The following is a 26,369-nucleotide window of genomic DNA, read 5'->3' as shown; positions in this document are numbered from 1 at the left end:
TTTGTGCGCTGCTGACCGGGAGGTGACCATGCCCAAGCTGATCAAGAGACTGCCGATGCTGCCGGCGGAGCGCGCGCTCAAAGTGATTTCGGGCCGCTGGAAGGCGGTCATCCTCTACCATCTCTTCGACAGGCCCCGGCGGCTGTCGGCGCTGCAGGCGCTGATGCCCGATATCACCCAGAAAGTGCTGATCCAGCAGCTTCGCGAAATGGAAGAGCACGGCCTCGTCCGCCGCGAAATCTTTGCCGAGATCCCGTCGCGCGTCGAATATTCGGCGACGCGGCTCGGCGTCAGCCTCGAGCCTATCCTGTTGGCACTTTGCGAATGGGGCCAGCACCACGCCGACGAGCTGAATGAGATGGACCGCCTTGCCGATTGCATCATCAGGCCACGGCAAGCGCAGGGCGCACATGCCGTGTGAACAAAAAGGGCGGCGCATGCGCCGCCCTAATGCTTGGGAGAATTAATCCTTGGGAGGACTGTTCGAACCTGCTCTCAGGCCGCCTTGACTTCCTCGGCGACGGCATCGGCCTGACGCGCCGCTTTCAGCACCCTGGCCCACCATGCAATGTCGTTGACCAGCGCGGTTGCCGCCTGGTTCAGGTGCTCGAAATCGTCGAGCTTCTTGTCACCTTGCTTGACGGCAAGGAAATCGCCCCAGGCGATGTGGACGGCGGACTTGACCGGCGCCATCTGCAATTCGACCGCATGCAGCCTCAGCTGCTCGACCGCACGCGCGCCACCGACGCTGCCATAGCCGACGAAGCCGGCCGGCTTCTTGTTCCACTCGTTGGCGGCGTAGTCGATGGCGTTCTTCAGCACGGCCGTCGGGCCATGATTGTATTCGGCGGCGGTGAAGATGAAGCCGTCGAATCCGGCGACCTTCTTTTGCCAGCGCTGCGCCACTTCGTTCTGCGACGGCGCCCAGGCGGAGGATGCAACCTCATCGAAGAACGGCAGCGGGAAGTCGCGCAGATCGACGACTTCGACGTCGATGTCGGCATGCGACCTGGCGATCTTGGCAATCCATTGGGTCGGGACGTCGGCAAAGCGCGCCGCGCGGGTTGAACCAATGATGATGGCGATTTTGGGTTTTGACATAGAGGGCTCTCCTTGCAGGGAATACTGGTATCATTTAGATACCTGAGCTATATGAGTAACTGGTCGCTCAATGTGCAAGGAGGCACTTTTTTGTTACCAAGGCACCCGCACCGCACCGAGGATTGCCGCGCCGTCTCGGAAATCCTGCAGCGCGTCGGCGATAAATGGACGGTGCTCGTCGTCGGCAAGCTCGGTAACGGACCGTTCCGTTTCAATGAACTGCGCAGCGCCGTCGGCGGCATTTCACAGAAGATGCTGACCACCACTTTGCGCGGGCTCGAGCGCGACGGCTTCGTCACGCGCACGGTGTTCCCGACCATCCCGCCGCGTGTCGATTACGAATTGACCGATCTTGGCTACGAGCTTCTGGTGCCGGTCGGTGCGCTCGGCGAATGGGCGCGCAAGAACACCGAGCGCGTCAAGGTCGCGCGCGAAAAATTCGACGCCATGCATAGCTGAACCCTTGCGCTGCAAGGGGTTCAGCTTGTCGGGACCTTCCGGATGAGCGCTACTTCTTCAGTTGCATCTTGCCCTTCGGCAGCTTCTCGATCTGGTTCAATTTCGGGTTGGGGTTGACCACCCTGCCGCCGACCGTGCAGGTCGTGGTCGTCTCTGTGCGGCAATTGCTCACAGTCGTGCCGCTGGTGTCGCACTTCGTCGCCTTGCAGATCTCGCACTTGGCCGCTTGCCCGTTGATGGTGCGGTTTTCCGACGTGCAGGTGGCGCCTGGATCGCCTTTTTTGACCTCGGCAAAAGCGCTTGCGGACGACAGGCAGAGCAAGGCTGCAAAGGCACCCGCCAGGGCAGCGTTCAGCATGTGTTGACGCATTGTCTTTCCTCCCAAGATCCCGTCGGTCGCGCTGCAGGCGCGCATGCGGGAACCCGTTAGCCAAAGACCACGCGGGATCGCTGTCCGCATCCCCCGCGCGGGAGAGACGGCTGTTTAAATCCGTCTTCTGGAATCAGGCCGGGTCAGCCTTCGGCCGGAACAGCCTTCGGCTTGCCTTCGCCGTCCAGCGCCACCATGACGAAGTCGGCATGGGTGACCTTCTCCATCAGGTCGGAGAGATAGCGCTGCGCCCAGGCCTCGACCTTGAGCGTCATCGAGGTGCGGCCGACGCGTTCGACATGCGTATAGATGCATAGCGTGTCGCCGATCTTCATCGGCTTGGCGAAGGACATTTCCTTCACCGCCGCCGTCACCACGCGGCCCTTGGCGCGCTCGGCGGCGCGGATGCCGCAGGCGAGATCCATCTGCGCCATCACCCAGCCGCCAAAAATGTCGCCTGCCGCATTGGCGTCGGAAGGCATGGCCAGCGTCCTGAGCGTCAGATCGCCGATCGGCCGCCCGTCCGCATAATGCACCATGCTGAAAAACCTTTGCGATCGATTGTCCCGATCCGTATCGGCGGGACGATGATACGTCAACGCGCTCTCCGCACCTGGGTTGCCGGTATGGTGCGCGGCGCACGTACTAACGATAGAGTGCGTAATCGATGGACTTCTCACTTGCTTCTAGGGCGATACACCCCGCCATCACGTGCGAAAGGCTCTATATCTCGACAATCAGGAGCGGCTTTAACGGCGGCCATCCTTGCTAATAGGTATGGGACTCGAAACTCGTCCCTATTACTTTTTTGGATCTTATCCACGGCGTTCGAACTGACATAGTAATCGGGACAGGTGATGAAACCTTGGAGATACCCACCCCATGCCGTCGCCGCTGCGTAGATTTGGTACTGTGAACTGCCACGCGGCGCCGCATTGAGTAGGCTTAGCATCTCGTCGCGGGGATTCGGAGTTCCAATATCGAAATTTAGAATTTCATAGCTAAGGTCATCACACTCTGTTCCGGGTATCCCGCCGCCTTTGGCGCTCCAAGTGGTTTGTGCGTCGGAGTAGTGCTTTTGTACCAGCGCGAGGTCTGAAGGACTAAGGCTCCAAGTCAGCTTCTTGTAGTAATTTTCGAATGCCTTCATGTCTATCAGCGGAACCAAGTCGCACTTGTCGTCAAATTCTTTGTGTCTCGTCAGCGCGTTCATCATGCGGCCGAGTATGTCGGCGCGAGCCAATGAATCTTGGCTGGCCACGTTGTGATAGACCTCCTCCGCCAAAACGGTCGACGACGCGAGAGATGCGAGAAGCGGCAATAAAAAGATGAGGCGCATTTGAGACTCTTCACGTGAGCGTCGCCGATTTTGTCAGATGCAGCAGACCCTAACGAAGGACTGAGATAACAACAATATAGGAATTACGGTTCTACCTACGGATAGACTGAACGGCCTCGAAGAATTCACTCGATGCCGAGCCCTTGCTTTGCGTGCCGGATAGGTGTCCGACGTTCGAGCGCTCGGCGCAACGTCGGCGCCTCTTGCTCGATATAATCCCACAGACGGTTCGAGATCGGCCCGTGCGGCCGGTCGCGGCGGCGCGCCACCACCAACTCCTCAGTACGGCCTGGCAGATGACGACCGGCAATGGATTGCAGGCGTCCGTCGCGCAGTTCTTCCTCGATCAGGAAACGGGGCATGTGGCCCCACCCGAGGCCCTGCAGGATAATTTCCTTCTTCATGCCCTGATCGGCCACCATGCATTGAGGCGCACCCTCGATCATGAAGTAGTCTTGTTGCGGTGAATGGCGGGCCGTGTCGCGCATGACACATTGGGTGAGCGCGTGCATCTGATCCGGTGTGATTGGGTGCTTGATGCGCTCCGGCAGAAAGCCCAACGCCACTACGGGAAGGAATGGCACCTTGCACAGATCGATCCATTCCACCCGCGGGTCGCTCCTGTCGATCCAGTGCAGAATCAAATCGGCTTCGTCATCGAAGAGGCGCTCCCATGGGCCGCCCACCGCCTCGAAATGCAGATGCAGGCGTGTGCCCGGACACTGGGCGAAGAATCGTCCGAGCATGCCCAGTGCCTGCGGGCGCGGGCACAGGTCGCCGACCACCACATGGATCTCGCTTTCTTCGCCCATTGACAGCTGAGCAGCATGAAGCCGCAAGCCCTCGAGCTCGCGCAGCAGCGATTGTGCCCTGCGATGGAACGACAGCCCTGCCTCGGTGGGGCGCACGCGATAGCCGCCGCGATCCAAAAGGACGAGGTCGAGCTGCCGCTCCAGCTTTGCAACGGCTGCGAACACCGCCGGGTGCGAGCGATGCAGCATGGCCGCCGCAGGCTGAAAGCCGCCGCAGCGGATCACGGCATCGAAGCATTGCAGGTCGTGCAGGGTGAATTCAGCCATGTCAGCCTCTATTACAGAGATAGTCCTATCTTTGTAATATAATCAAAAGCGCGCCGCAGCTAGGCTTGCCACATCCAACGCTTCAAAGAGGAAGGTATATTCACCATGAATGAGCTGGATTTCGTGACCGTCGGCGATGGCGCGCGCATCGCCTATCGCATCGACGGCGACGCCGGGAAGCCCGTGCTGATGCTGTCGAATTCCATCGGCACCACGCTGCGGATGTGGGACATGCAAGTCGACGAGCTGTCGAAGCATTTCCGTGTTCTGCGCTATGATTTTCGCGGCCACGGAGGGTCAAGCGTTCCGGCCGGTGCTTATTCGCTCGACCGGCTTGGCCGCGACGTGATCGAGTTGCTCGATGCCCTGAGCATTGAACGCGTACACTTCCTCGGCTTGTCGTTGGGCGGCTTCGTCGGGCAGTGGCTCGGCATCCACGCGCCGGAGCGGATCGAGCGATTGATCCTGAGCAACACCTCATCCTACCTCGGACCGGCAAAGCAGTTTGACGAGCGGATTGCCGCCGTGCTGCAGGCGCCGGACATGTCCGAAACCGCCGAGATGTTCCTGGGTAACTGGTTCCCTGCAAAAATGCTGGCGGCCGGCGAGCCCGTCATCGAGGCATTTCGCACCATGCTGCTGGCCATAGATCGGCAAGGCCTGGCTGGTCTGTTTGCGGCGGTTCGCGATGCGGACCTTCGCCGAACCATAGCGCTGATTTCCAGGCCAACGCTCGTGATAGCCGGCCAGCACGACACTGTGACAGCCGTCAGTCACAGCGAGCTAATCGCGGCGACGGTGCCCGGCGCGAAGCTGGTTGTCCTGCCCGCGGTTCACTTGTCGAACGTCGAGTACCCTGCCGAGTTCATGGAGGCCGTGCTCGGTTTTCTGCGCTGAGTTGGAGCACGACAGGGATGCTGAGTGAAACCCCGTTTTCGAACATCGCGCGCATGGACCGCAACCTATGATGCATTAACGCGTAGCTCAGGCTAGACTGGGTAACATAGGTAGCGGATGACGGTTGATATGGAACTCAGCATTCGCCCATTAACGCCCGATCTGTGGCCGGCGCTCGAGGGCCTGTTCGGTGACAGCGCCGTCTGCAGTCGCTGTTGGTGTATGTACGGGCGGATCGGTCGTTCTTATCGAAAGCGACTCGGCGAGGAAACCAGGGCAGCGTTCCGGCAGGCCGTCCAGCATGGTCCGCCTCCGGGCATCCTCGCCTTCGACGGCGATACGGCTGTCGGATGGTGCCAGGTGAAACCGCGAGATGCCCTGCCCTGGCTCGATCGGCTATGGCAGCTCAAGCGCGTGGACGACAGGCCAGTCTAGTCCCTGTCCTGCCTCTACGTGCGAAAACGATACCGCAAGGCGGGGCGTAACATCCCAGCTGGTTGCACAGGCCCTGGAAGTCGCAAGGCGCGCAAATGCTCCGGCACTCGAAGCCTATCCTTTCGACGCCGACGTATCGCCGAGCGCTTCCGGCAGCGGATACGCCTCCGCCTTCGCGCGCGCCGGGTTCAAGGTCGTTGCCCGCAGGACGCCGGCCCGCCCGATCATGCGCTATCATTTCAAGCAGATTGCCGATCATCGCCCGTGATGCTCGGACGGGCTTGCCGACAAAGCACAGGCGAAGGCGTGGCCAACGTCCTGAGTTCAGATGGCGGGGCTTGAAATTCGGCAATGGGTCGACGCGGTCGCAGTGCCATCGCGCAGCCGACGTGATCCCGGTATACAGATGTTTCAACTTTGGTCAGGGGCACAACGTGGATTGGTTCACACGACGAAAGCCGTTCTCAGGCGTTGCGAAGTGGGCTTTCCCATTCAGCACGTTGACCACCATGGCAGAGGAGGAGCTGACGCCCTTTGTCGACGACACTTACCGAACGACGTCCCGGCATCTCATTTCTGATGGAGCGGGCATCTATATTCCTTATCGGTTACATTTTCTGCCAAGCGTGCGAGAGCATCACCTTGGCTTTTCGTTTCCGTCGCATTGCCTGCTGACACGATCGACAGATGGCTTTTTGCGGCAGAAATCAGCCAGGGTGATCCTTTCGCTGAACGAAAGTTGGAGCATCGCCTTCGTCGTTCTGCTGTTGGGCGAATATGTCGTCGAAATCGCCGAAGATATCTACGCGGCAGTACCTGATCTGGACGCATCAGCCTATGCCAGCTTTGTCCGACAGAACCGAAACATAACGCGTACGATGCGCACCAGGGCCACAAGCTATTGGAATGCCTATTATAGGCATGCTTATCCCAACCGAAAATCCTATCCAGCGATTGCTGTCCTCAATCAACTCGATGCGTGGGCAAGTTAGGTCTTCATCAATCTTCTTGGCGCTGAAAGTCGAAATTCAAACGAAGTTACCAGTCGCTTTTTTCACATCGGATGCCGGAAGACCCGGCGACGCCGCGCCGCGCCCAAGTCTAGGTTAGAGCCCGAATTCCGGAGCCGCCCGTAGCCACTATGCAGACCTATGATTTCATCATCGTCGGCTCCGGTTCGGCCGGCTCGGTCCTGGCCGAAAGGCTGTCGGCTTCCGGCCGCTTCTCGGTGCTGGTGCTCGAGGCCGGCGGCAGCGACCGCCGCTTCTACGTCCAGATGCCGCTCGGCTACGGCAAGACCTTCTTCGACCCGGCGGTCAACTGGAACTACAAGACCGAGCCTGACCCCGGGCTTGCCGGCAATGTCGACCACTGGCCGCGCGGCAAGCTGCTCGGCGGCTCGAGTTCAATCAACGCCATGGTCTGGATCAGGGGCGCGCGCGAGGATTTCGACGCCTGGCGGGATGCCGGCAACCCCGGCTGGGGCTTCGACGACCTGCTGCCCGCTTTCAAGGCGCTGGAGGACAACCAGGCCGGCGCCGATCAATGGCGCGGCGTCGGAGGGCCGCTGCATATCACCGACTGCTCGACCTCTGTCCATCCGCTCACCAAGCGCTATCTCGCAGCCGCCAACCAGGCCGGCCTGCCGCTCAACCCGGATTTCAACGGCGCCACGCAAGAAGGCGTCGGCGTCTATCAAATCACCACCAGGAACGGCCGCCGCATGTCGGCGGCGCGCGCCTTCCTGCGCCCGGCGATGAAGCGCAAAAATGTCCGCGTCGAGATCAACGCGCTGGCGACAAAAATCCTGTTCGAGGGCAAGCGCGCCGTCGGTGTCGAGTATCTCCAAAATGGAGAGACGAAAACCGCCCGCGCCGGCCGCGAGATCATCCTGTCGGGCGGTTCGGTCAATTCGCCCCAATTGCTGCAGCTTTCAGGCATCGGCCCATCGGCGTTGCTTGGTGCGCTCGGCATTCCCGTCATTTGCGCCAACGAGAATGTCGGGGCAAACCTGCAGGACCATGTCGGCATCAACTACACCTTCAAGGGCAGGCAGCCGACGCTCAACCAGATCCTGCGTCCGTGGTGGGGCAAGCTCCTGGTCGGCATGCAATATGTCCTCCTGCGGTCGGGTCCGCTGTCGCTGTCGATGAACAATGCCGGCGGCTTCTTCCGCACCGACCCGGCCGCGGCACGGCCCAACATGCAGCTCTATTTCCAGGCCTTTTCGACCGTCATTCCGAAGAGCGGCGAGCGCCCGATCCTGACGCCCGATCCGTGGCCGGGCTTTTCCATCGGCCTCTCTAATTGCCGGCCGTCGAGCCGCGGCGAAATCATGATCCGCTCCGCCAATCCGCGCGATCATCCCAAAATCGTCGCCAACGCGTTTTCGACCGAGGCAGACGTCGCCGAAATGCTGGCGGCGGTGAAATTCGTCAGGAAGATCGCATCGATGCCGGCGATGGCGGAGATCATCGAGGAGGAGGTTTTGCCGGGTCCGTCGATCACCTCCGATGCGGATCTCATCCAGGATTTCAGGAAGCGCTCCGGCACGGTCTATCATCCGGTCTCGACCTGCCGCATGGGGCCGGACCCGGCGCGCGCCGTCGTCGATCCGCGCCTGAAGGTGCATGGCCTCGAAGCCCTGCGCGTCATCGATGCCTCGATCTTTCCCGACAATATCACCGGCAACACCAACGCCGCCGCTATCATGACCGGATGGAAAGGCGCCGAACTGGTTCTGGAGGATCAAAAATGAAAATCACCGACGTCAAGACCTGGGTGGTCGGCAATCCGCCACCTGGCATCGGCGGCAAGTATTTCATCTTCGTCAAGCTCACCACCGATGGCGGCGTTGTCGGTTATGGCGAGGCCTACAACGCCACTTTCTCGGCCCATGTCACGGCGAGGATGATCGAGGACATGGCCGAGCGTTATCTCGTCGGCCGCGATCCGCACGATGTCGAGAACTTCTTCCGCCGCGCCTATTCGTCCGGCTTCACCCAGAGGCCCGACGTGTCGGGCATGGGCTGTTTCTCGGCGCTGGAAATCGCCTGCTGGGACATTATCGGCAAGGAGGCCGGCAAGCCGGTCTACAAGCTGCTCGGCGGCCAGGTGCACGAAACGCTGCGTTCCTATACCTACCTCTACCCGCACAGCGGCAGCGTCCATTCGGAGGATGCGCGCGGCAAGAACGTCTACAACGATCCTGATCTGGCTGCAGCCTGCGCGCTCGAATATGTCGAGCAGGGTTTCAACGCCGTCAAGCTCGACCCGGCCGGTCCCTACACCGCCTTTGACGGCCACCAGCCGCGCCTCGTCGACATCGACCTCTCCGCCCGCATGGTCAAGGCGATCCGCGAGGCGGTCGGCACTCGCGCCGATATCCTGTTCGGCACCCACGGCCAGTTCACAGCTTCGGGTGCGCTGCGCCTCGCCCGCGCCATCGAACCCTACGATCCGCTGTGGTTCGAGGAGCCGGTGCCGCCCGACATGCCCGAGGTCATGGCTCAGGTGGCGCGCGGCACGTCTATCCCGATTGCCACCGGCGAGCGGCTGACGACCAAGTTCGAATTCGCCCGCGTCATCGAGAACCGTGCGGCGACCATTCTTCAGCCGGACCTTGGGCGCTCCGGCGGCATTCTCGAAACCAAGAAGATCGCCGCCATGGCCGAGGCCTATCACATCCAGGTCGCGCCGCACTGCTATTGCGGACCGATCGTCGGCGCCGCCAACATCCAGCTCGCGGTGACGCTGCCCAACTTCCTCATTCTGGAATCGCTGAAGCAGTGGGACGGTTTTCACGAGAAGCTGCTCAAGAAGAAAATCGAATGGCAGGACGGCAACGTCATCCCGTCTAAGGAGCCAGGCCTCGGCGTCGAGCTCGACGAAGCCGTCTGCGAGGCGCATCCCTGGACCGGCAAGGACCTGCATTTGCAGATGATGCAGACGCCGTTGATGCCGTGAGCGCGCGCCGGAGCTATGCCTTCATCGGTCTTGGCCATCTCGGCAGCCAGCTCGCCGCCAACCTGATCCGCAACGGCTTTGCCGTCACCGTATTCGACCGCGACCCGGCGGCCGTCGAGCGGCTGGTGGTGCTTGGTGCCGATGCCGGCGGGAGCCCGGCCGAGGCCGCCGCTCTGGCCGGCAATGCCATCACCTGCCTGCCATCGCCACAGGTCAGCGAGGCGGTGCTGGCCGGCCCCGGCGGATTGCTCGAAGGCCTCCCCGCAGGCGGCGGCTGGATCGAGATGTCGACCAATGGCCAAGACGAGATCGTGCGCCTTGCATCCCTCGCCTCGGCAAGAGGCGTCGAGACGCTCGAATGCCCGGTCACCGGCGGCGTGCATCTGGCAGCCGTCGGACAGATCACCGCGCTGGTCGGTGGCGACGCAGCACTCTACGCTCGCCACCGCCCGGCCGTCGAGGCGATGTGCGCGCGCTCGTTCCTGATGGGTCCGGTCGGCTCGGCGGCGGTGATCAAGGTCATCACCAACATGCTGGCCTTCATCCATCTGGTCGCCGCCGGCGAAGCGCTGATGCTGGCCAAAAAGGGCGGGCTCGACCTTGCCCAGTCCTATCACGCCATCGTCGCCTCCTCCGGCAACAGCTTCGTCCATGAGACCGAAAGCCAGCTGGTGCTGAACGGCTCCTACGACATCGGCTTCACCATGGACCTGGCGTTGAAGGATCTCGGCTTCGCCCTCGGCATGGGTGAAAAATTCGGCGTGCCGCTCGAGCTTGCCTCGCGCGTCGACGCAATCTTCAGGCAAGGCAAGCAGGCCTATGGCGGCAGCGCCTGGTCGACCATGATCGTCAAACTGCTCGAGGATGCCGTCGGCACCGACCTGCGCGCACCCGGTTTCCCGGCTAAACTCGCAAGTTGATATTGGCCGGATTATCAATCGATTTCAGTCGATTGGAGAGATCGCCGGAACCAGAGCCGCAGTCAACTGAATCAAAGTTTTAACAGCTTGATTCAATATCTCAGCGTCAATGCGCCGGGCAGGATCTCGAAGGTTGCCGGTATGCGACCCGGCGATTCGCCGTCTATGTCGATCAGCGCGGCGTTCTTTTGCACATCGCCGAGCGGCTCGACAACCACTTTCTTGCCGCGCAGGATGGTGATCGCCGGATGGTTGCGGTGCCGCCCGCCATAGAGCAGGCGAATGTCCCAGATCAGCTTCAGCTTGCCGGCGGCGCGCAGGATGACGATGTCGAACTCGCCGTCGTTAAGCTCGGCGTCGGGCGCGATCATCATGCCGCCACCGAAGAATTTTCCGTTGGCCACCGCCACCAGCGCCATGCGCGCCTCGACCGGGGCACCGTCGTCGACGGTGATCGCAACCTCCTGGAACCGGTAGCGGAGGAACTCCCAGACCGTGCGCCAGTAGAACAGTGCCTTGGCCGAAACGTTGCCCTTGCGCTTGTCGGCGTTGACCGCGCGGTCGGTGGCGCCGGAAAGCCCCAGGCTGGCGATGTTGATGAAATGGCGGCTGGCCAGCGCGCCGTGGTCGTCGACATAGCTGATGCAGCCGGCATCGACCTTGCGCCCTTTGGCCTCGGCAATCCGCTTCAGCGTCAGGTCGACGTTGTTCGACAGGCCGAGCCCGCGCGCGAAGTCGATGCCGGTGCCGCACGGCAGCAGCCCGAGCTCGGCCGTCCGGCCGCTTTCCCGGAAAGCTTTCAGCAGCCCGTCGGCAACCTCGCTGGCGGTGCCGTCGCCGCCGGCCGCGATCACCAGCTCGAAGCCGATGGCGGCAAGGTCGAGCGCCAGCCTTTCGGCATCGCCCTCGGCCTGCGTTTCACGCAGCTCGAAATCGCCGAAATGTCTTTTCAACGAAGCCGCAACCTCGGGCCAATGCCGCTTGAGCCTGCCGCCGCCGGCGATCGGATTGAGAACCACCGCGACCTTCAAGCCTGCCTCCCCAAGGCCATCGAACACGCCTTCCAATCATTTGCCGGCATTGAAGCCCGCGCCGGCCCGCGGGGCAAGATCGAATGTCCGACAATGCGGCTTCCGCATCGAGGCGGCAAATCCCGGCCGGCGGCGGCAGAGATCGGAAAGTCGCTATTTTGGCAGGGTCAGTCCCCGATAATCCCGCTATTCACAGGCTTGCGGCAGTTTCGCCAAACGCTTATCCCCCGTACATTAAACCCATCTCAGGCGGCTACCGATCGCCACGCCGAAAGGCAAAGCGGAACGGCGGATTTCCTGAGGCCCGTACGGCCCTGAACGAGAACAGGCTTGCCTGTTGGAGGGATGGAAGCCGAGACCTACGGGGCCGCGGAAAGCGTGCGAACGCCGACGGCGGACCGATGCTGCCATGAAGGACGGCAAAAACCTTCGATGGCGCGCTGGGCAAAGCTCGCAAGAGTGGAGACCGGCGTGGTCCGGAACGGACGCTGCCCTCGGGCGGCGACTGGCAGGACCGTCAAAATCAAGGCCGGCATGGCGCGACATCTTTCGGGAGTTGCTGCCGCGACCGTGTCCTGATCTGACAGGGAGGCGCTGGGAGAAATCCCGGCGCCGACTGTCTTTGTGGCTCCGCCTGACGATTTTGCCGGCGACGCTTCACCCCACGCCAAAATCAGCTACTATCCATTGGCCGTCGGGGGCCGTTTGAAAGGGCTGACGGCAGGGGGACATTTCATGACGCTCATCCAAAAGCTTGCTGTTGCCTATGCTTTCCTGTTCTTCGGTGTTGTTGCCATCGGCTATGTGCCGGCCTTCAACGATGCCGGCGGCAATCTGTTCGGCCTGTTCTCGCTGCAGTGGTATGATGATTTGCTGCACGCCTTCTCCGGCGTCTGGGCGCTGGCCGCCGCCTTCATCTCGCACCGCCAGGCGGTGTTCTATTTCAAGCTGTTCGGCTCGGTCTATCTGTTCGACGGCGTGCTCGGGCTGGTCACCGGTTCCGGCTGCCTCGATGGCGGCATCTTCATCAACGGCTTCCGCTCCTTGAACGACATCGAATTTCCGGCCCGCTTCTTCGCCAACCTGCCGCACATCGTCATCGGCGGCTTCGCCGTCTATGTCGGGTTCTGGCTGTCGAAACGCGTCTACGACCATTTCGCCACGGCCTGACCGGCCATGTTCCTGTTCCGCTGGCTGAAGCGCATCATCAAGGCGATCCTCTGGCTCGTCGTCATTGTCGTGTTGATCCCGATCGCCGGGCTGGCCTACGGCTTTCTCACGACGCCGTCGCTGGACACAACACCATTGCCGGGCATCGCCGTGGGTGCCCCGCCGAAGGCGCTGGCCGACAAGGTCCGTGCCGAAATCCCCGGCTACCAGCGGCCGGAGGAATCGACCTTTCTCACCTATCCGGAATGGGCCATCGTCTACGCCGCCCGCGAATATGCCGGCTTCGTCGACAAGAACCAGCCGAGCGGTTTTCCCTATCTCTCCTATATCGGCCGCTTCTGGCAGGACTATGCGACGGTCATCCGCGCCAGTTCCGCCTACAAGTTCAACCTCGACAACCACCAGATGCTGGTGATCATCGGCACCAGCCACACGATCGAGCACGCCATCCAGTGGGCGTATGAGAATACGGTCGGCCGCATCACCGAGGCGACCGCCGGCAAGCGAACCGCCGTCGACATCTACCAGGCCAAGGTGGCGGCCGATTATGCCGGCTTTCTCGACCAGGTGCCGTGGTACCAGTTTCCGTACGCCGAAAAGCGCGCCGGCCTGTTTGGCGTCCAGCCGGCAGCGGACGACAGCGCCGTCCGCACCGGCGAACGCAAGCTCGCCTTCGGCCTCGCCGACACGATCAAGCAGGGCTATGCCGATCTGATCAAGTCGGCGCTCGCCGCCACCACCGATCCGGCCTTGCTTGACATTCATGTCTGGGCCAAGGGTCCGGTCGGCGAAGTGACGCGCAACGAACCCGACACCTTGCTGGAGCGCGATCTCGGCGCCGACGGCGCGATCTTCGTCACCAAGCGCTATCAGGTGTTCACCGACATGATCCCGCGCCTGATCGACAAGGGCGTCTCCTTCGTCGAGATCGGCGGCAATGACGAGATCATGCTCACCATGCTTTCCAATGACGAAATCAATGTTCCCGAAGGCGCGCGCGCTTTGTTCAGCTATCCGCTTCCGGCAGAGCCAGCGACGCGCCGCACCGGGCTGACCGTCGCCGTGCGCAAGCTGCACATCGTGCTGCCGGCGCTGATGACGGCAGGCGCCAGGCTCGAACACGTCTACGATTACTGAGGCCTTTCGGTCACAGCCGGCCTCCGCAAGACGTTGCGTGATGCTCCGCCACGCTCATTCCACAATCGCGGCCAAATCCCGCCTTGTTCCGCAACGATTGATGACGCCGTAGCACTTTGATCTTGCGCACATGCGCCAGGCAACTCGAAGGGACAAGACCGTGATCAAGACCGCCCTTGTCGCCATGACCATCGTCGGCTGCGACTGCGACGCCAGGCTTTGCGAGTATATCGGCGAGACGCCCGCCAAATGGTCGACCATCGCAGAATGCGAAGCGGCGATGAAAAGCCAGATGCTGCACGAGCGCAATTTCGATTATCCGCTGGTCTCGGGCATCTGCCGGACACAGAACTCGTCTTCGTCATCGCAGCTCGCGACCGCTTCCGAGCCTGAATTGACGACGGCTAGCACGGCCGCGACAGATCCGCTGCCATCGGAACTGAGCCATCGGCCCAGCGCTGCGGTCGGAACGCAGGCGACGGCGACGGAAACAGAAGCCGTCCGGCCGGTCGCCTACGAAGCGGCGGTCGATGGCGGCCGCGCCATGCTCTACCGCACGACGACCGGTTACGCCGTGGTCAAGAGCGATCTCGGCCGCGCCGCATCGGCAACGATCGGCATCGCCAAGCGCTCGGCGAACTGGCTGGCGGCGAAACTGCCTGACGGTCTGTAACCGGCCCTCAGGCCGTTCCGATCAGTGCTTTGATGGCGCGATAAAAAGTAGACGAAAACAGCTCGCCCGGATCGTATTGCCGCTTCTTCGCCAGGAAAGACGGCAGTTCCGGATAGGAGGCAAGCAGCTCCTTGCCCGTATAATGGAGCTGGTAAGGCAGGAAAAACCGCCCGCCATGCTTGATCGTCACGTCGATCAGCGCCCTTGTCAGCGCCCGCATCCTGGCATTGCCGTCGGCGTCGGTCGGCTGATTGATGTAGAGCACGAGCGAATAGGCCGGCTCCGGCGCATAATTCAGCGCCACATCCTCTTTGTGGACGATGCGCACCGAGGCGTTGAGCACCGGCAGGCTCTGGTTGCGCAGGATCTCGCGCGCTTCCGCGATGAACGGGTTATAGGCTGCCCGCGGGATAAAATATTCATGCAATATGTCGGTTTCGTCGAGCAGGTCGTTGAACAGATAGGGCACTGAATCGTGCATCGGGTTGTTGCGCGTGACCAGGCAGGCCTCGCCTTCGGCCATTGCCGTCGTCCGCGCCACAGTGCAGCTCTCGAATTTCGGCTCCAGCGTCTTTTCGGTGAACCATTTCAGCTCCTGGAACAGGCTGCCCCATTTCGCCAGGTTGATGATCACCCGCTTGAGCCCAACCGAACCCGGTTCGCCGATTGCCGGCTGGTCGGCCGGCGGCTGGTCGGCCACCTTGTCGTAGCGGTAGACGATCATGTCTTCGAGGAAGTTGCCCGGTGCCGTCGACAAATGGCCGTAGAACAGGCCGATGTCCCTGTTGGGCTCCAGCACCTCGGCAAAGAATTTCGGAAAATCGTCCGATTTGATGATCGCGCGCGAGGTCCGGTAGACGGCGTTGTCGACGATGTCGAGCGTCGCCTCCAGCACCACGCCGAACAGGCCGTAGCCGCCGAAGACGTGGCGGAACAGCTCGGTGTTTTCGGTCGGTGAGCAGGTCGTCACCGAGCCGTCGGCCAGAATCACCCGCATCGAGCGGATCGAGCCGGCGACCGAGCCGGCCTGATGGTCCATGCCGTGGGCGTTGACCGACAGCGAGCCGCCGACCGAAAAGATGTCGGTCGACTGCATCGCCTTCACAGCGAAGCGCGGGTGCAAAAGGTCCTGGATGTCGTGCCAGCGCGCGCCCGGCTGCAAGGTCATCGTCTTCGCCGCCGCATCGACGCCGACTTTGTTGAATTTGCGCATGTCGAGCACCAGCGCATTGTCGTCGAAGGCGTGGCCGCCCATCGAATGGCGCACCGCCGCGACCGAGATCTTTAGGCCATTGGCCCGGGCAAAGCCCAGCGCGCTCGCAATGTGGTCTTCCTCGCTGACTTCGACGACGCCGTAGACCGGCGTCACCGACAGGCCGCTGGCATCGTTGATGTCGCCACCCTTGGTCAGCCATGGCAGCGATGGATCGTACGCCGGCGCGTTCTCCAGCGGCTTCAGCGCCAGGTCGATGCCGTCAATGTCGGCGATGCGCCCGGAATTCTTCTGCCCCGACGGACCACGCGCCAGCCGCGCCACGGTCGTCCCGCCCCACAGCATCGCGCCGCCGACTACCGCCGCACCCAGCAGCAACCGCCGCGACAGGCGAAACCCCTTGCGTTCCTCGACCGTAGCCCCACCCCACTGTCCCATCGATAGCGCCGGATTGAGACAAAAACCATACCGGCGCTTGACGGGAGCGCCGATACGACATGAAATCGGTGGCCAAAGAACAGATAAAGCAAGCATATCGGCTGTCGCGCCGCCCCTCATCCGCCTGCCGGCACCTTCTCCCCGTATAGTGACGGGGAGAAGGGAGTAACTGCAACCTTCGCGCTCATCTTGCGACGTCGAAAACTGGCGAAAGCGTTGATGAAAGCGCCTTTCTCCCCGTCACTATACGGGGAGAAATGCCCGGCAGGGCAATGAGGGGCGGCGCTAACGCGGAAAAACGATGCCTTCCGGCTATTCCACCGCCTAGTCCTTCACACCGATCTTGCGCACCAGCGCCGCGGTCGCCAGGATCGCGCCCATGTCGGCGATCATCGGCGCGACATGCTTGGTGTAGTCGAGGCGCGTGGAGATGTCCGGCAACTCGAAAAAATTCCTTTCCTGCGGCAACAGCAGGAAACCGTCGCTGCCGTTGAGCGCAACGCGTGCCGGATCGTTCGGCCGGGTTTCGCCGAGCCATTGCAGTGCCTGCGCCAGCCGGCCGGTCACCAGCGGCCGCGCCGCCTCGATATTGTCGGTGCGGAACTCGTAGGCGGCATCGAGCTCCGGCACGCCGCAGGACAGCTCCTGCATCTTGCTGCCGAAAATGCCGCGGAAGAAGCCGACGGCCCTGTTGGTCCGGCGCGCGGCCACCAATGTGCCGGGGAACGGCACGATCGTCTCGAAGGCGACGATGACGCCCTTGAACACTGCCGTCGTGCTCTTGCCCGTCCCTTCCCGGAGATCTGCTTCGTAAAGCTCGAACGGAAACTCTTCGTAGCGGCCGGAGAAAACATCGTCGAAAGACTGTCGGTTGAACGGACCAACCGTCTCGCGCGGCAGCCGGTCGAACGAATTCGGCTTGACGTTGTGCCGGTACTGCATGTCCTCGATGAAGCCGAAGATGACCGGCAACAGCGTGCTGCGAAACGACTGCTGCAATTTGCTCGCCGGCTTGATCGCTTGGAAATAGAGCAGGATCGCAGCCAGGAATCCGCCGATATAGAGGAACACATGTGGGGTCGAGAACCACTGCTCGTTGGGGTCGGCAACCCCGTTGAAGAGCCAGGCCACAAACGCGACGAACACCAGCACCAGCCCGATGAACAGCGGCACCCGCCAGCCCGTCTGACGATGGGCCGAAGCCCTTTCGGCCTCATAGGCCTCGATGTCCTTCTTGATGCCGGCGATCACCGCTTCGCTCGGCATGAAATCCGCAGTTTCCATCGCCAACCCGCCGTCACAAGCCTGCCCGTGTGGGGCATGATAGCCGGTTTTGCGGGCTGCGTCAGCGCAGCCATCAACGCGCGGCACCGAGGATCGCATCGAGGCGGGCCTGAGCCTTTTGCCTCGATTTTCCCGCCAGCGCTTCAACCGGCACCAGCCGCTCATGGTCGCCGGCGCGCAGCCGCATGAAGGCATGCAGCCGGTAGGCGGCGATGGCCCCGCGGGTGCTGGGATCGGCGCTGATATCGACGACGAAAATGGCGCCGATGCGGCCGGGCCAGGGCTGGCGCGCCAAGGCAGTGCCGAAGAAATCGCCGAGTCCATAGGCGACGAGCGTCTTGCCGATCCGCTCGATCGGCTGCACGACATGGGCATGATGTCCGGCGACCAGGCCGACGCCATGTTCGGCCAGAAGCCGCGCCAGTGTGCGCGTTTTCGCACGCGGAAAATGTCGGAATTCCCAATCCCAGTGCGGTACCACGCATAAGAGGTCGACACCCTCAGCGGCGTCGCGCGGCCATTGCGCCGGATTGCTTGCCATCGAGACACGGCCCCCGAACTGAGCCGCGTCGGCATTGCGCCAAAGGGTGAAGGCGGCAAAGCCTATTGTCAGCGCTCCGACCGCAAACCGCTCGACTGGAGCCCCAGCACCGATCGTGCGGATGCCGAGCCGCGCCACCGCGGCGACCGTCTCGTCGAAGCCCGCAATGCCCTGGTCGAGCACATGGTTGTTGGCCAGCGACAGCACCAGTTTTTCGCGCGAGATACCGGCGGCTGCCAGCGCCTCGGCAAGAAACCGCTCGCTCATCGCATGGCGCGTGCCAAGCCTGGTGCCCAAGACAGCACTTGGCCGTTCCACCACCGGACTTTCGCAATTGCCGACCACGAGATCGGCCGAGGCGAGCAGTGCCGCAATCGCCGGATCGCATTCCGGCGTATCGCGATTGGCGACTGCCGAGATATCGCCGACGAAAGCCAGCCGCACCACCCGTGCCGGCATCGGCTCGAGCAGGGTCGCTGCCGCCGGCGCGAAGCCGCGGTCGTCGCCGTCGAGCGAAGGCCGGAGGAAGCGCGGCAGCCATGACAGTTTGTAGGAAAGCGGATAATTCGACACGCGACGCCCAATGGTTTGCCCTGTGTAGACCGTCTGCCGGATCGGTTGAAGCGTCGACTCTCAGCACAGATGAAATACAAATGAAATGATGACCGGCCTGTCCGAAGGTAACAGGCACCGTGAACCAAATGGGTGTATGGTTCGTGCGGAGCGACAAAGAGGGGCGACCAAGATGACGCGTTTTTCGAGGCTGATGGCAGGCGCCATCGTTCTTTTCCTGCCGCTGTCTTCGGCCAGCGCCGCGGCTCCCGAACCGGCGGCCCTGTTCGAGGCAAAAACCGTGGCCGAACGCGACAGCGCCCTTGCCGCGCTGGAAGCCGCAGCGCCCGGCGATCCGGCATCGGCCTATGCCGCCGGCGCCGGCGAATTCTTCACCGCGTTGGAGATCCTGGCCAGCGGTCTGCACCGCCACGGTTTCGACAGCCCGCAATCGTTCATGCTGCCGCTGATGCGGCTGCCGGTGCCGGACAATGCCAATCCCGAGCCGCTAACCTACGAACAATTCCGCGCCATTCTCGTCGCCTTCCGCGACCGGTTGGAGAAATCCGCCGCCACGCTCGGCTCCGTGCCCGCCGACGCGGAGATCGGCATGGTCATCGACCTCACCCGTCTCGGCATCGACCTCAACGAGGACGGCACGATTGCGCCGGACGAAAGCGCTGCGGCGATCATGGCGTCGCTGTCACGCGGCGGCGGTGCGCCAGACGCGGCCGCACCCGCCCTCACCTTCCGCTTCGACCGCGCCGACGGCTATTGGCTGCAGGGCTATGCCGAGTTCCTGATGGCGCAGGCCGATTTCTGGCTGGCACATGATTTCAGCAACACGTTCGACGGCTCGTTCCACATGCTGTTTCCGCGCGCAAAACTGCCGCTGCAGGACACGCTCGTGCCGCTGGACGGCGGCATGAATGGCGGCATTCTGTCGTCCGAATGGCGCCTCGCCGATTTCATTTCGCTGGTCCATCTGATCAACTGGCAAGTGGTCGAGCCAGAGCGCCGGCAAGCGGCACGCCGCCATCTCATGGAAATGATCCGGCTGTCGCGCGAGGACTGGAAAGCCATTCGCACCGAAACCGACAATGACCGCGAATGGCTTCCCGGGCCGCAGCAGAAAGGCGCCAGCCCACTCACCGGCCTCGAAGTCGGTGAGCAGCAGGTGCAGGCCTGGCTCGGCGCCCTGGCTATGGCCGAGGATCTTCTGGAGGGCCGCACCTTGCTGCCGCATTTCCGCATCGCCGACAAAGGCATCAACATGAAGCGCTTCTTTGATGAGCCAAAGCCCTTCGACCTGGTGCTGTCGATCACCGGTCCAGCCATCGCGCCCTATCTCGAACGCGGGAAGATTCTCACCAGCGAGGAGTTCAACCAGATCCAGCGTCAGTTCGGCGGCGCCGGGTTTCTGACATTTGCGCTGTGGTTTAATTGAGGGGCATATTTGGACGCGCCTCCTGACACCCTGCTGTCAGCAGCCAAATTGCGCCTCGCGCCCCTCACCACTCCGCTCTTTCCATTTTGGCCGATACCTCCCATATTCGGGGCCATGGCCAGACTCTCCGACAAGAAAACGCCGCCGCCGGCGAATGACGATCGCGCTTCGCCCCCCAAGCGGCGCAGCCCGCTGACCGATTTCCTCGATGCCTCGGAGCCGCTGCACAAGGGCGGCTTTGCCGAAGCGCCGCAGGCCGAGTTCACCGGCGCGCCGCTGACCGGCTCGATCGCCGACTGGGCCGAGCAGATCGAGCAGGAAGCCGAGAAGGAAGGGCGCCTTTCCGGCAAAGACGGCGGCAAATCGCCGAAGCCGGCGAAGAAAATCCCCGAGCGCTCCTCTTCCCCCGGCCGTACGGCACGCGGTACCTCGATGGGCGGGGCGGCCTCGGCGCGGGAGCGCACTGCGGCCGGTCTCAATCCTGTCGCCGGCCTCGACGTCTCACTGGAAGAGGCCGAGACGATGGCCTCGGGCGGCGTCACCGCCACCGTCGCGGCGCTGTCGGCGCTGATCGAATCCGGCAATCCGCTGCACAAGGACGGGGTGCTGTGGACGCCGCACCGCCCTGCCCGGCCGGAGAAATCCGAAGGCGGCATCGCCATCAAGATGGTTTCGGATTTCGAGCCGGCCGGCGACCAGCCTACGGCGATCAAGGATCTCGTCGAGGGCGTCAACAGCAACGACCGCACCCAGGTTCTGCTCGGCGTCACCGGCTCCGGCAAGACCTTCACCATGGCCAAGGTGATCGAGGAGACGCAGCGCCCCGCTCTGATCCTGGCGCCCAACAAGACGCTTGCCGCGCAGCTCTATTCCGAGTTCAAGAAATTCTTCCCGGAAAACGCCGTCGAGTATTTCGTCAGCTACTACGACTATTACCAGCCGGAGGCCTATGTGCCCCGGACCGACACCTATATCGAGAAGGAATCCTCGATCAACGAGCAGATCGACCGCATGCGCCACTCGGCGACGCGTTCGCTGCTCGAGCGCGACGACGTCATCATCGTCGCCTCGGTCTCCTGCATCTACGGTATCGGCTCGGTCGAGACCTATACCGCGATGACCTTCCAGATGCAGATCGGCGACCGGCTCGACCAGCGCGCGCTGCTCGCCGACCTCGTCGCCCAGCAATATAAGCGCCAGGACATCAACTTCGTCCGCGGCTCGTTCCGGGTGCGCGGCGACACGATCGAGATCTTCCCGGCCCACCTTGAAGACCGCGCCTGGCGCATCTCGCTATTCGGCGACGAGATCGAGGCGATCACCGAATTCGATCCGCTGACCGGACAGAAGACCGGCGAGCTGAAGAGCGTCAAGATCTACGCCAATTCGCACTATGTGACGCCGCGCCCGACCTTGAACCAGGCCATCAAGTCGATCAAGGACGAGCTCAAGCACCGGCTGGTCGAACTTGAACGGGCCGGCCGCCTGCTCGAAGCGCAGAGGCTTGAACAGCGCACCCGCTTCGACCTGGAGATGCTGGAAGCGACCGGCTCCTGCGCCGGCATCGAGAATTATTCGCGTTATCTGACCGGCCGCCAGCCTGGCGATCCGCCGCCGACCTTGTTCGAATACATCCCCGACAATGCGTTGGTCTTTGTCGACGAAAGCCACGTCACCATACCGCAGATCGGCGGCATGTATCGCGGCGACTTTCGCCGCAAAGCGACGCTGGCCGAGTATGGTTTCCGCCTGCCGTCCTGCATGGACAACCGGCCGCTCCGCTTCGAGGAGTGGGACGCCATGCGCCCGCTTTCCGTCGCGGTTTCCGCAACGCCCGGCGGCTGGGAGATGGAACAGTCCGGCGGCGTTTTCGCTGAGCAGGTCATCCGCCCGACCGGCCTGATCGACCCGCCGGTCGAAGTGCGCCCGGCCAAGAGCCAGGTCGACGATGTGGTCGGCGAGATCCGCGAAACGACGAGGGCAGGCTACCGCACGCTGGTCACCGTGCTGACCAAGCGCATGGCCGAGGACCTGACCGAATATCTGCATGAGCAAGGCATTCGCGTGCGCTACATGCACTCCGACATCGACACGCTGGAGCGCATCGAGATCCTGCGCGATTTGCGGCTCGGCGCCTTCGACGTGCTCGTTGGTATCAACCTGTTGCGCGAAGGCCTCGACATTCCCGAATGCGGTTTCGTCGCCATCCTCGATGCCGACAAGGAGGGCTTCCTGCGCTCCGAGACATCGCTGATCCAGACCATCGGCCGCGCCGCCCGCAACGTCGACGGCAAGGTCATCCTCTACGCCGACCAGATCACCGGCTCGATGGAACGAGCGATGGCCGAGACCAGCCGCCGCCGCGAAAAGCAGATGGAGTGGAACCAAGCCAACGGCATCACGCCGGAATCGGTCAAGTCGCGCATCTCCGACATCCTGGACTCGGTCTACGAGAAGGATCATGTCCGCGCCGACATCTCGCAGTTCACCGACAGCGCCGGCGCGATGATGGGCAACAATCTGAAAGCCCATCTCGACGCGATGGACAAGCAGATGCGCGACGCCGCCGCCAACCTCGACTTCGAAAAGGCGGCCCGCATCCGCGACGAGATCAAGCGGCTGCGCGAGATGGAACTGTCGATCTCCGACGATCCGCTGGCCAAATATGCCGACATGGAAAGCCCCGTCTCCGGCCGCGAGAAGGGCAAGCACAACAAGGGCGTGGCCAAACATCGTACATCAGAGGAACAGGAGCGTTTCCGCAAACTCGACGAGGCACGTGCCGCCGAAGAGGCGGCCCGGCCCAACCTCTTTCGCAAGCCCGCGCTCGACGAGATGGGCGCCGACGGCGCCGTACCGGTCAAGAAGCCGCTCTTTGCCAAACCGTCGCTCGACGCAATGGGGCCGGGCACCGACATGCCGACGCCGGCCGGCGCGGTGTCGCGTTCACTGTTCAAGAAACAGTCGGCCGAAGAAGCGCACGGCTCCGATTTCGGCATCCCCGGAGAGCCGACCAAACCGCTGTTCAAGAAAAACTCGCTCGACGAGATGACAGTGCGCCGGACCGAGAAGCCGGTTGAAGGAAAGGTGCCGGCCAAGCCACAGCCGATCTCCCCCCGTGTGGGGGAGATGCCCGGCAGGGCAGAGGGGGGCGCGAAGGATCGCAATGATTCTGCCAAACCCATTGTCCGCGAACGTGCCGGCATCGGTTCCTACGAAGACCCCGCCGACGCCCGCCGCGAAAAGCGCCGGCCCGGCAAGACGGGGCGGCCGGGGCGGTAAGGCTTCGGAGATCAGTAGCGGTTGCGGACTTTCAGCGCCCGCGCCTAGAATGAACGATGGTGGTCGTTCGCAGACTTGAAGAGGAAGAGTTCAAGGCTTGCTTTGTGCAGCCTATGGCAGACGTCACCGCCACGGCGGACGCTGCCGTAGACATTTGGCAGTATGTCGATGCGCTGGATCTCGATGAACTTGGCGTGCCTTATTTGACCGACGTCCACTATGTCTACCGCGACGCCCGGAACCGGTTCGACCAAGTTTTGATCGGCACAGGCCGGTTCAACACCGTTCTCGTGATTGTTGTCGAGCTCGGCAGAAGCACGGTGTTCGGGCATTTCCTGCTTGACCTGAACAAGGAATTCGGAGCAAGCGGTGGCCACTTGAGGTCCGTCTAATGTCGTCCGTTTTCCCTGAGACAATGGTATGATGCTACTTCCAGACAGTTCCACTGAAGTCTCTTTTGAACCGTCGATCGACGCTCGCTTTCCATATGCGGACGCAAGTTCGGCTTCAGCTATAATCGCGCAGGGGTGGTCGATCTCGCTCAACGCAGCCTTTTGTGTTCTCCACGAGCTATGCCGCCCACCGGTCGGCAAGGCAGTTTCGAAGGAAAGATTGCTTGAACTTGTCGAGGAATGGTCGATGGGACCTGATCATCCACTAAAACAACCAGTGCTTCGCTGCGCACAAGCTCTCATTCAGGACGAGCCGCTGCCGTGGCGCGAAGCTTCTGCCGTGATGCAACAAATCGGGCTACACGAAGGCCAGCGGGCGGCACTCGCGATCGCTTACTTTGCTGGCGATAGTTCCAGCAATGAAGGCGATACTACCCTAGGCAACACTGATCATCGCATTCGTCAAACTTGGGCGATCAAAGGCGTCTAGAGAGCGCAAAACCGTCGTGTCGAATCAGCCGGGCCCGACCAGCCGAACACGCCCCCTTGCCATCGACCCTGCCCTTGGTGTAGCCTAGTTCCCACACTGGAACGTCTTGAAAGGGCGTGTTATTTTCTCACCACCGTCAGCGCGGCCCTGTCTCTGCCCTGCGAGCTTGCTTGCAGGGCTGACCAGAGACGGTCCGGGTTTTTCTTCCCGCTTCGATTTTTTGGTCCGCCCTTTGTGGTGCTGCAACGCCGAGCCTGATGGCCAGCCTGCGCACCGTCAAAGTGCATTGAACCGGAACTCACTCCGGCCAGACCAGAGAAATCGACATGGCCCTGATCAGCCTCAAGTCTCTCGGCGTCACCATGCGTGCGCCGCTCTTTTCCAGCCTTGATCTCGGCACCGGCGACCGGCTCGGCATCGTCGCCGCCAACGGGCGCGGCAAATCCACTTTGCTGAAGTGCCTGACCGGCGAGATCGAAGCCACCACCGGCGACATCACCCGCACGCGCGGCCTGCGCGTCGGCTATGTCGAGCAAGTCGCCCCGGCAGCGCTGGCCGGGCGCAGCTTTCATGAGGTGGTGGCAGATGCCTTGCCGTCCGAGCAGGCCGAAAGCGAGCTGTGGCGCGTCGATGTCGTTCTCGATTCGCTCGACGTGCCCGAGCCGATGCGTGAGCGGCCGATGCGGGCCTTGAGCGGCGGCTGGCAAAGGCTGGCGCTGATTGCCCGGGTCTGGGTCACCGACCCCGACGTCCTGCTTCTCGACGAGCCGACCAATCACCTCGATCTCGCCAAGATCAGTCAGCTCGAGATCTGGCTGAACGCGCTGCCGCGCGAGGTGCCGGTGGTGATCGCCAGCCACGACCGGGCGTTTCTCGACGCGACGACCAACCGCACCCTGTTCCTTCGCCCCGAACAATCGCCGGTGTTTTCGCTGCCCTATTCGCGGGCGAGGCTTGTGCTGAACGAGGTCGACGCCTCGACCGAGCGCAAATTCCAGCGCGACATGAAAGTGGCGCAGCAGCTGCGCCGGCAGGCCGCCAAGCTCAACAATATCGGCATCAATTCCGGCAGCGACCTTTTGACGGTCAAGACCAAGCAGCTCAATCAGCGAGCAGAGCGCCTGGAAGACGCGGCAGCGCCGGCACACCGCGAGAGATCGGCGGGCGCCATCAAGCTCGCCAATCGCGGCAGCCATGCCAAGGTGCTGATCACGCTCGACGATTTGGGGGTCGAAACACCTGACGGCACGCTGTTGTTCAGGACCGGCAAGCGCCACATCTGCCAAGGCGACCGCATCGTCCTGCTCGGCCGTAACGGCGTCGGCAAATCACGGCTGATCAGCCTGATCCGGAACGCCATCGTCGAGCCGGAAACGGCGGCGCAAAGCCTGAAGGTGACGCCGTCGACGGTGCTCGGCTATAGCGACCAGGCGCTGTCGGGCATTAGCGGCGACGATACGCCGCTGGCCATGCTGTCGCGCAGATTCGACGTCGGCGAGCAGCGTGCCCGCTCGCTGCTGGCGGGCGCCGGCGTCAGCATCGACATGCAGGAGCGCAGGATCGGCGTGCTGTCGGGCGGACAGAAGGCGCGGCTGATGATGCTGGCGCTCAGGCTCGCCAATCCCAACTTCTATTTGCTCGACGAGCCGACCAATCATCTCGACATCGATGGCCAGGAAGCGCTGGAAGCGGAATTGCTGGAACATCAGGCGAGCTGCCTGCTCGCCTCGCACGATCGCTCCGTCATCCGCGCGGTTGGCAACCGCTTCTGGCTGATCGAAAAACGCCGGCTGACCGAGGTCGACAGCCCGGAGGAATTCTTCCGGGAGGTTGCCGAAGCGGGCGGTTGAAGGATTGCGGAAAAAAATTCCGGCGCTCTGTCGGATGATGATCGCATGCCACGTCCTTGGGACGCCGACACGGTGATGCCGGCGCCAATCGAGGAGAAAGCATCATGTCTATTCTGTCATCCATAGGTCACGCCGTGACCCGTTACTCGGCGGCTCGCGCCCGTTATCGCAGCGAACGCGCCATCCTTTCATTGCCGATGGAATTGCGCAAAGATATCGGCTGGCCGGAGATTGTCGTCGACGCGCAAAACAGCCCGCGGATTCGCATCGCAGGATGAAGGAGACCAACTGGCCATCGCGGCA

General features: G+C 62.5%; 24 protein-coding genes. 15 read left to right on the top strand and 9 right to left on the bottom strand.

The window, feature by feature from the left end; translation table 11 throughout:
* The first annotated feature begins 28 nt into the window (after nt 1-28).
* Nucleotides 29-421, top strand: a complete 393-nt coding sequence (locus NKI85_RS09995; protein WP_352523239.1) for a winged helix-turn-helix transcriptional regulator — start codon at nt 29-31, stop codon at nt 419-421.
* Between the two features lie 74 nt (nt 422-495).
* Here the strand turns inward: NKI85_RS09995 and NKI85_RS09990 are convergent, their stop codons facing one another.
* Complete coding sequence (locus tag NKI85_RS09990; RefSeq protein ID WP_352523237.1) at nt 496-1,101, bottom strand: NADPH-dependent FMN reductase; 606 nt, start codon at nt 1,099-1,101, stop codon at nt 496-498.
* Between the two features lie 90 nt (nt 1,102-1,191).
* On the opposite strand from NKI85_RS09990, the gene NKI85_RS09985 reads away from it, so the two are divergent.
* On the top strand, nt 1,192-1,560 hold the full coding sequence (locus tag NKI85_RS09985; RefSeq protein WP_352523235.1) for a winged helix-turn-helix transcriptional regulator: 369 nt from the start codon (nt 1,192-1,194) through the stop codon (nt 1,558-1,560).
* A 49-nt stretch (nt 1,561-1,609) separates the two neighbouring features.
* On the opposite strand, the gene NKI85_RS09980 is transcribed toward NKI85_RS09985, so the two are convergent.
* The 4 genes from NKI85_RS09980 to NKI85_RS09965 all read right to left on the bottom strand — a co-directional run bounded on the left by NKI85_RS09980 (nt 1,610) and on the right by NKI85_RS09965 (nt 4,348).
* Complete coding sequence (locus NKI85_RS09980) at nt 1,610-1,930, bottom strand: hypothetical protein (protein ID WP_352523233.1); 321 nt, start codon at nt 1,928-1,930, stop codon at nt 1,610-1,612.
* A gap of 143 nt (nt 1,931-2,073) precedes the next feature.
* Complete coding sequence (locus NKI85_RS09975) at nt 2,074-2,469, bottom strand: acyl-CoA thioesterase (RefSeq protein ID WP_023678380.1); 396 nt, start codon at nt 2,467-2,469, stop codon at nt 2,074-2,076.
* Between the two features lie 137 nt (nt 2,470-2,606).
* The gene (locus NKI85_RS09970) at nt 2,607-3,269 is read right to left on the bottom strand and encodes a hypothetical protein (protein WP_352523232.1); all 663 of its coding nucleotides are present in this window, start codon (nt 3,267-3,269) and stop codon (nt 2,607-2,609) included.
* Between the two features lie 125 nt (nt 3,270-3,394).
* Nucleotides 3,395-4,348, bottom strand: a complete 954-nt coding sequence (locus NKI85_RS09965) for a LysR family transcriptional regulator (protein ID WP_352523231.1) — start codon at nt 4,346-4,348, stop codon at nt 3,395-3,397.
* A gap of 105 nt (nt 4,349-4,453) precedes the next feature.
* On the opposite strand from NKI85_RS09965, the gene NKI85_RS09960 reads away from it, so the two are divergent.
* The 5 genes from NKI85_RS09960 (at nt 4,454) to NKI85_RS09940 (ending at nt 10,566) form a co-directional block, all read left to right on the top strand.
* Nucleotides 4,454-5,245: an alpha/beta fold hydrolase gene (locus NKI85_RS09960; protein WP_352523230.1), complete on the top strand. Its 792-nt coding sequence runs from the start codon at nt 4,454-4,456 to the stop codon at nt 5,243-5,245.
* A gap of 869 nt (nt 5,246-6,114) precedes the next feature.
* A complete protein-coding gene (locus NKI85_RS09955) occupies nt 6,115-6,672 on the top strand; it encodes a hypothetical protein (protein WP_352523229.1) in 558 nt (185 codons plus the stop codon).
* A 149-nt stretch (nt 6,673-6,821) separates the two neighbouring features.
* Entirely contained in the window at nt 6,822-8,438 is a 1,617-nt protein-coding gene (locus NKI85_RS09950) for a GMC family oxidoreductase (RefSeq protein WP_352776683.1), read from the top strand.
* Nucleotides 8,435-9,646 carry a mandelate racemase/muconate lactonizing enzyme family protein gene (locus NKI85_RS09945; RefSeq protein ID WP_352523227.1) on the top strand — a complete coding sequence of 404 codons (1,212 nt, stop codon included), beginning with the start codon at nt 8,435-8,437 and terminating at the stop codon, nt 9,644-9,646. The genes NKI85_RS09950 and NKI85_RS09945 overlap by 4 nt, the downstream gene beginning before the upstream one ends.
* Nucleotides 9,643-10,566, top strand: coding sequence for an NAD(P)-dependent oxidoreductase (locus NKI85_RS09940; RefSeq protein ID WP_352776682.1), 924 nt, complete (start codon nt 9,643-9,645; stop codon nt 10,564-10,566). Before NKI85_RS09945 ends, NKI85_RS09940 begins: the two co-directional genes overlap by 4 nt.
* A gap of 92 nt (nt 10,567-10,658) precedes the next feature.
* Here the strand turns inward: NKI85_RS09940 and NKI85_RS09935 are convergent, their stop codons facing one another.
* The gene (locus NKI85_RS09935; RefSeq protein ID WP_352776681.1) at nt 10,659-11,597 is read right to left on the bottom strand and encodes a diacylglycerol/lipid kinase family protein; all 939 of its coding nucleotides are present in this window, start codon (nt 11,595-11,597) and stop codon (nt 10,659-10,661) included.
* Between the two features lie 735 nt (nt 11,598-12,332).
* Here NKI85_RS09935 and NKI85_RS09930 point away from each other — a divergent pair.
* The 3 genes from NKI85_RS09930 (at nt 12,333) to NKI85_RS09920 (ending at nt 14,577) form a co-directional block, all read left to right on the top strand.
* Nucleotides 12,333-12,767: a DUF4383 domain-containing protein gene (locus tag NKI85_RS09930; RefSeq protein ID WP_023719157.1), complete on the top strand. Its 435-nt coding sequence runs from the start codon at nt 12,333-12,335 to the stop codon at nt 12,765-12,767.
* 6 nt (nt 12,768-12,773) lie between these two features.
* Nucleotides 12,774-13,904 (top strand): hypothetical protein, encoded by a 1,131-nt coding sequence (locus tag NKI85_RS09925; protein ID WP_352523224.1) that lies wholly within the window; start codon nt 12,774-12,776, stop codon nt 13,902-13,904.
* A 160-nt stretch (nt 13,905-14,064) separates the two neighbouring features.
* Complete coding sequence (locus NKI85_RS09920; RefSeq protein WP_352523222.1) at nt 14,065-14,577, top strand: hypothetical protein; 513 nt, start codon at nt 14,065-14,067, stop codon at nt 14,575-14,577.
* A gap of 7 nt (nt 14,578-14,584) precedes the next feature.
* On the opposite strand, the gene NKI85_RS09915 is transcribed toward NKI85_RS09920, so the two are convergent.
* From NKI85_RS09915 to NKI85_RS09905, 3 genes are all read right to left on the bottom strand, one after another.
* Nucleotides 14,585-16,228 (bottom strand): FAD-binding oxidoreductase, encoded by a 1,644-nt coding sequence (locus NKI85_RS09915; protein WP_352776680.1) that lies wholly within the window; start codon nt 16,226-16,228, stop codon nt 14,585-14,587.
* Between the two features lie 324 nt (nt 16,229-16,552).
* Complete coding sequence (locus tag NKI85_RS09910; RefSeq protein WP_352776679.1) at nt 16,553-17,512, bottom strand: hypothetical protein; 960 nt, start codon at nt 17,510-17,512, stop codon at nt 16,553-16,555.
* 73 nt (nt 17,513-17,585) lie between these two features.
* Nucleotides 17,586-18,626, bottom strand: a complete 1,041-nt coding sequence (locus tag NKI85_RS09905; RefSeq protein WP_352523217.1) for a CapA family protein — start codon at nt 18,624-18,626, stop codon at nt 17,586-17,588.
* 172 nt (nt 18,627-18,798) lie between these two features.
* On the opposite strand from NKI85_RS09905, the gene NKI85_RS09900 reads away from it, so the two are divergent.
* The 5 genes from NKI85_RS09900 (at nt 18,799) to NKI85_RS09880 (ending at nt 26,066) form a co-directional block, all read left to right on the top strand.
* A complete protein-coding gene (locus tag NKI85_RS09900; RefSeq protein ID WP_352523216.1) occupies nt 18,799-20,052 on the top strand; it encodes a hypothetical protein in 1,254 nt (417 codons plus the stop codon).
* 114 nt (nt 20,053-20,166) lie between these two features.
* Entirely contained in the window at nt 20,167-23,334 is a 3,168-nt protein-coding gene (gene uvrB, locus NKI85_RS09895; RefSeq protein WP_352523214.1) for an excinuclease ABC subunit UvrB, read from the top strand.
* Between the two features lie 56 nt (nt 23,335-23,390).
* Nucleotides 23,391-23,726, top strand: coding sequence for a hypothetical protein (locus NKI85_RS09890; protein WP_352776678.1), 336 nt, complete (start codon nt 23,391-23,393; stop codon nt 23,724-23,726).
* Nucleotides 23,727-23,754: 28 nt separating this feature from the next.
* Nucleotides 23,755-24,216 (top strand): hypothetical protein, encoded by a 462-nt coding sequence (locus NKI85_RS09885; protein ID WP_352523212.1) that lies wholly within the window; start codon nt 23,755-23,757, stop codon nt 24,214-24,216.
* A 326-nt stretch (nt 24,217-24,542) separates the two neighbouring features.
* Nucleotides 24,543-26,066, top strand: a complete 1,524-nt coding sequence (locus NKI85_RS09880) for an ABC-F family ATP-binding cassette domain-containing protein (RefSeq protein WP_352776677.1) — start codon at nt 24,543-24,545, stop codon at nt 26,064-26,066.
* Nucleotides 26,067-26,369: the final 303 nt, after the last annotated feature.

Origin of the sequence: Mesorhizobium sp. M0571 (genome assembly GCF_040320985.1) — a bacterium.
In the GTDB taxonomy this organism is placed as follows: Bacteria; Pseudomonadota; Alphaproteobacteria; order Rhizobiales; family Rhizobiaceae; genus Mesorhizobium.
This window is presented reverse-complemented; position numbering and strand designations above follow the sequence as displayed.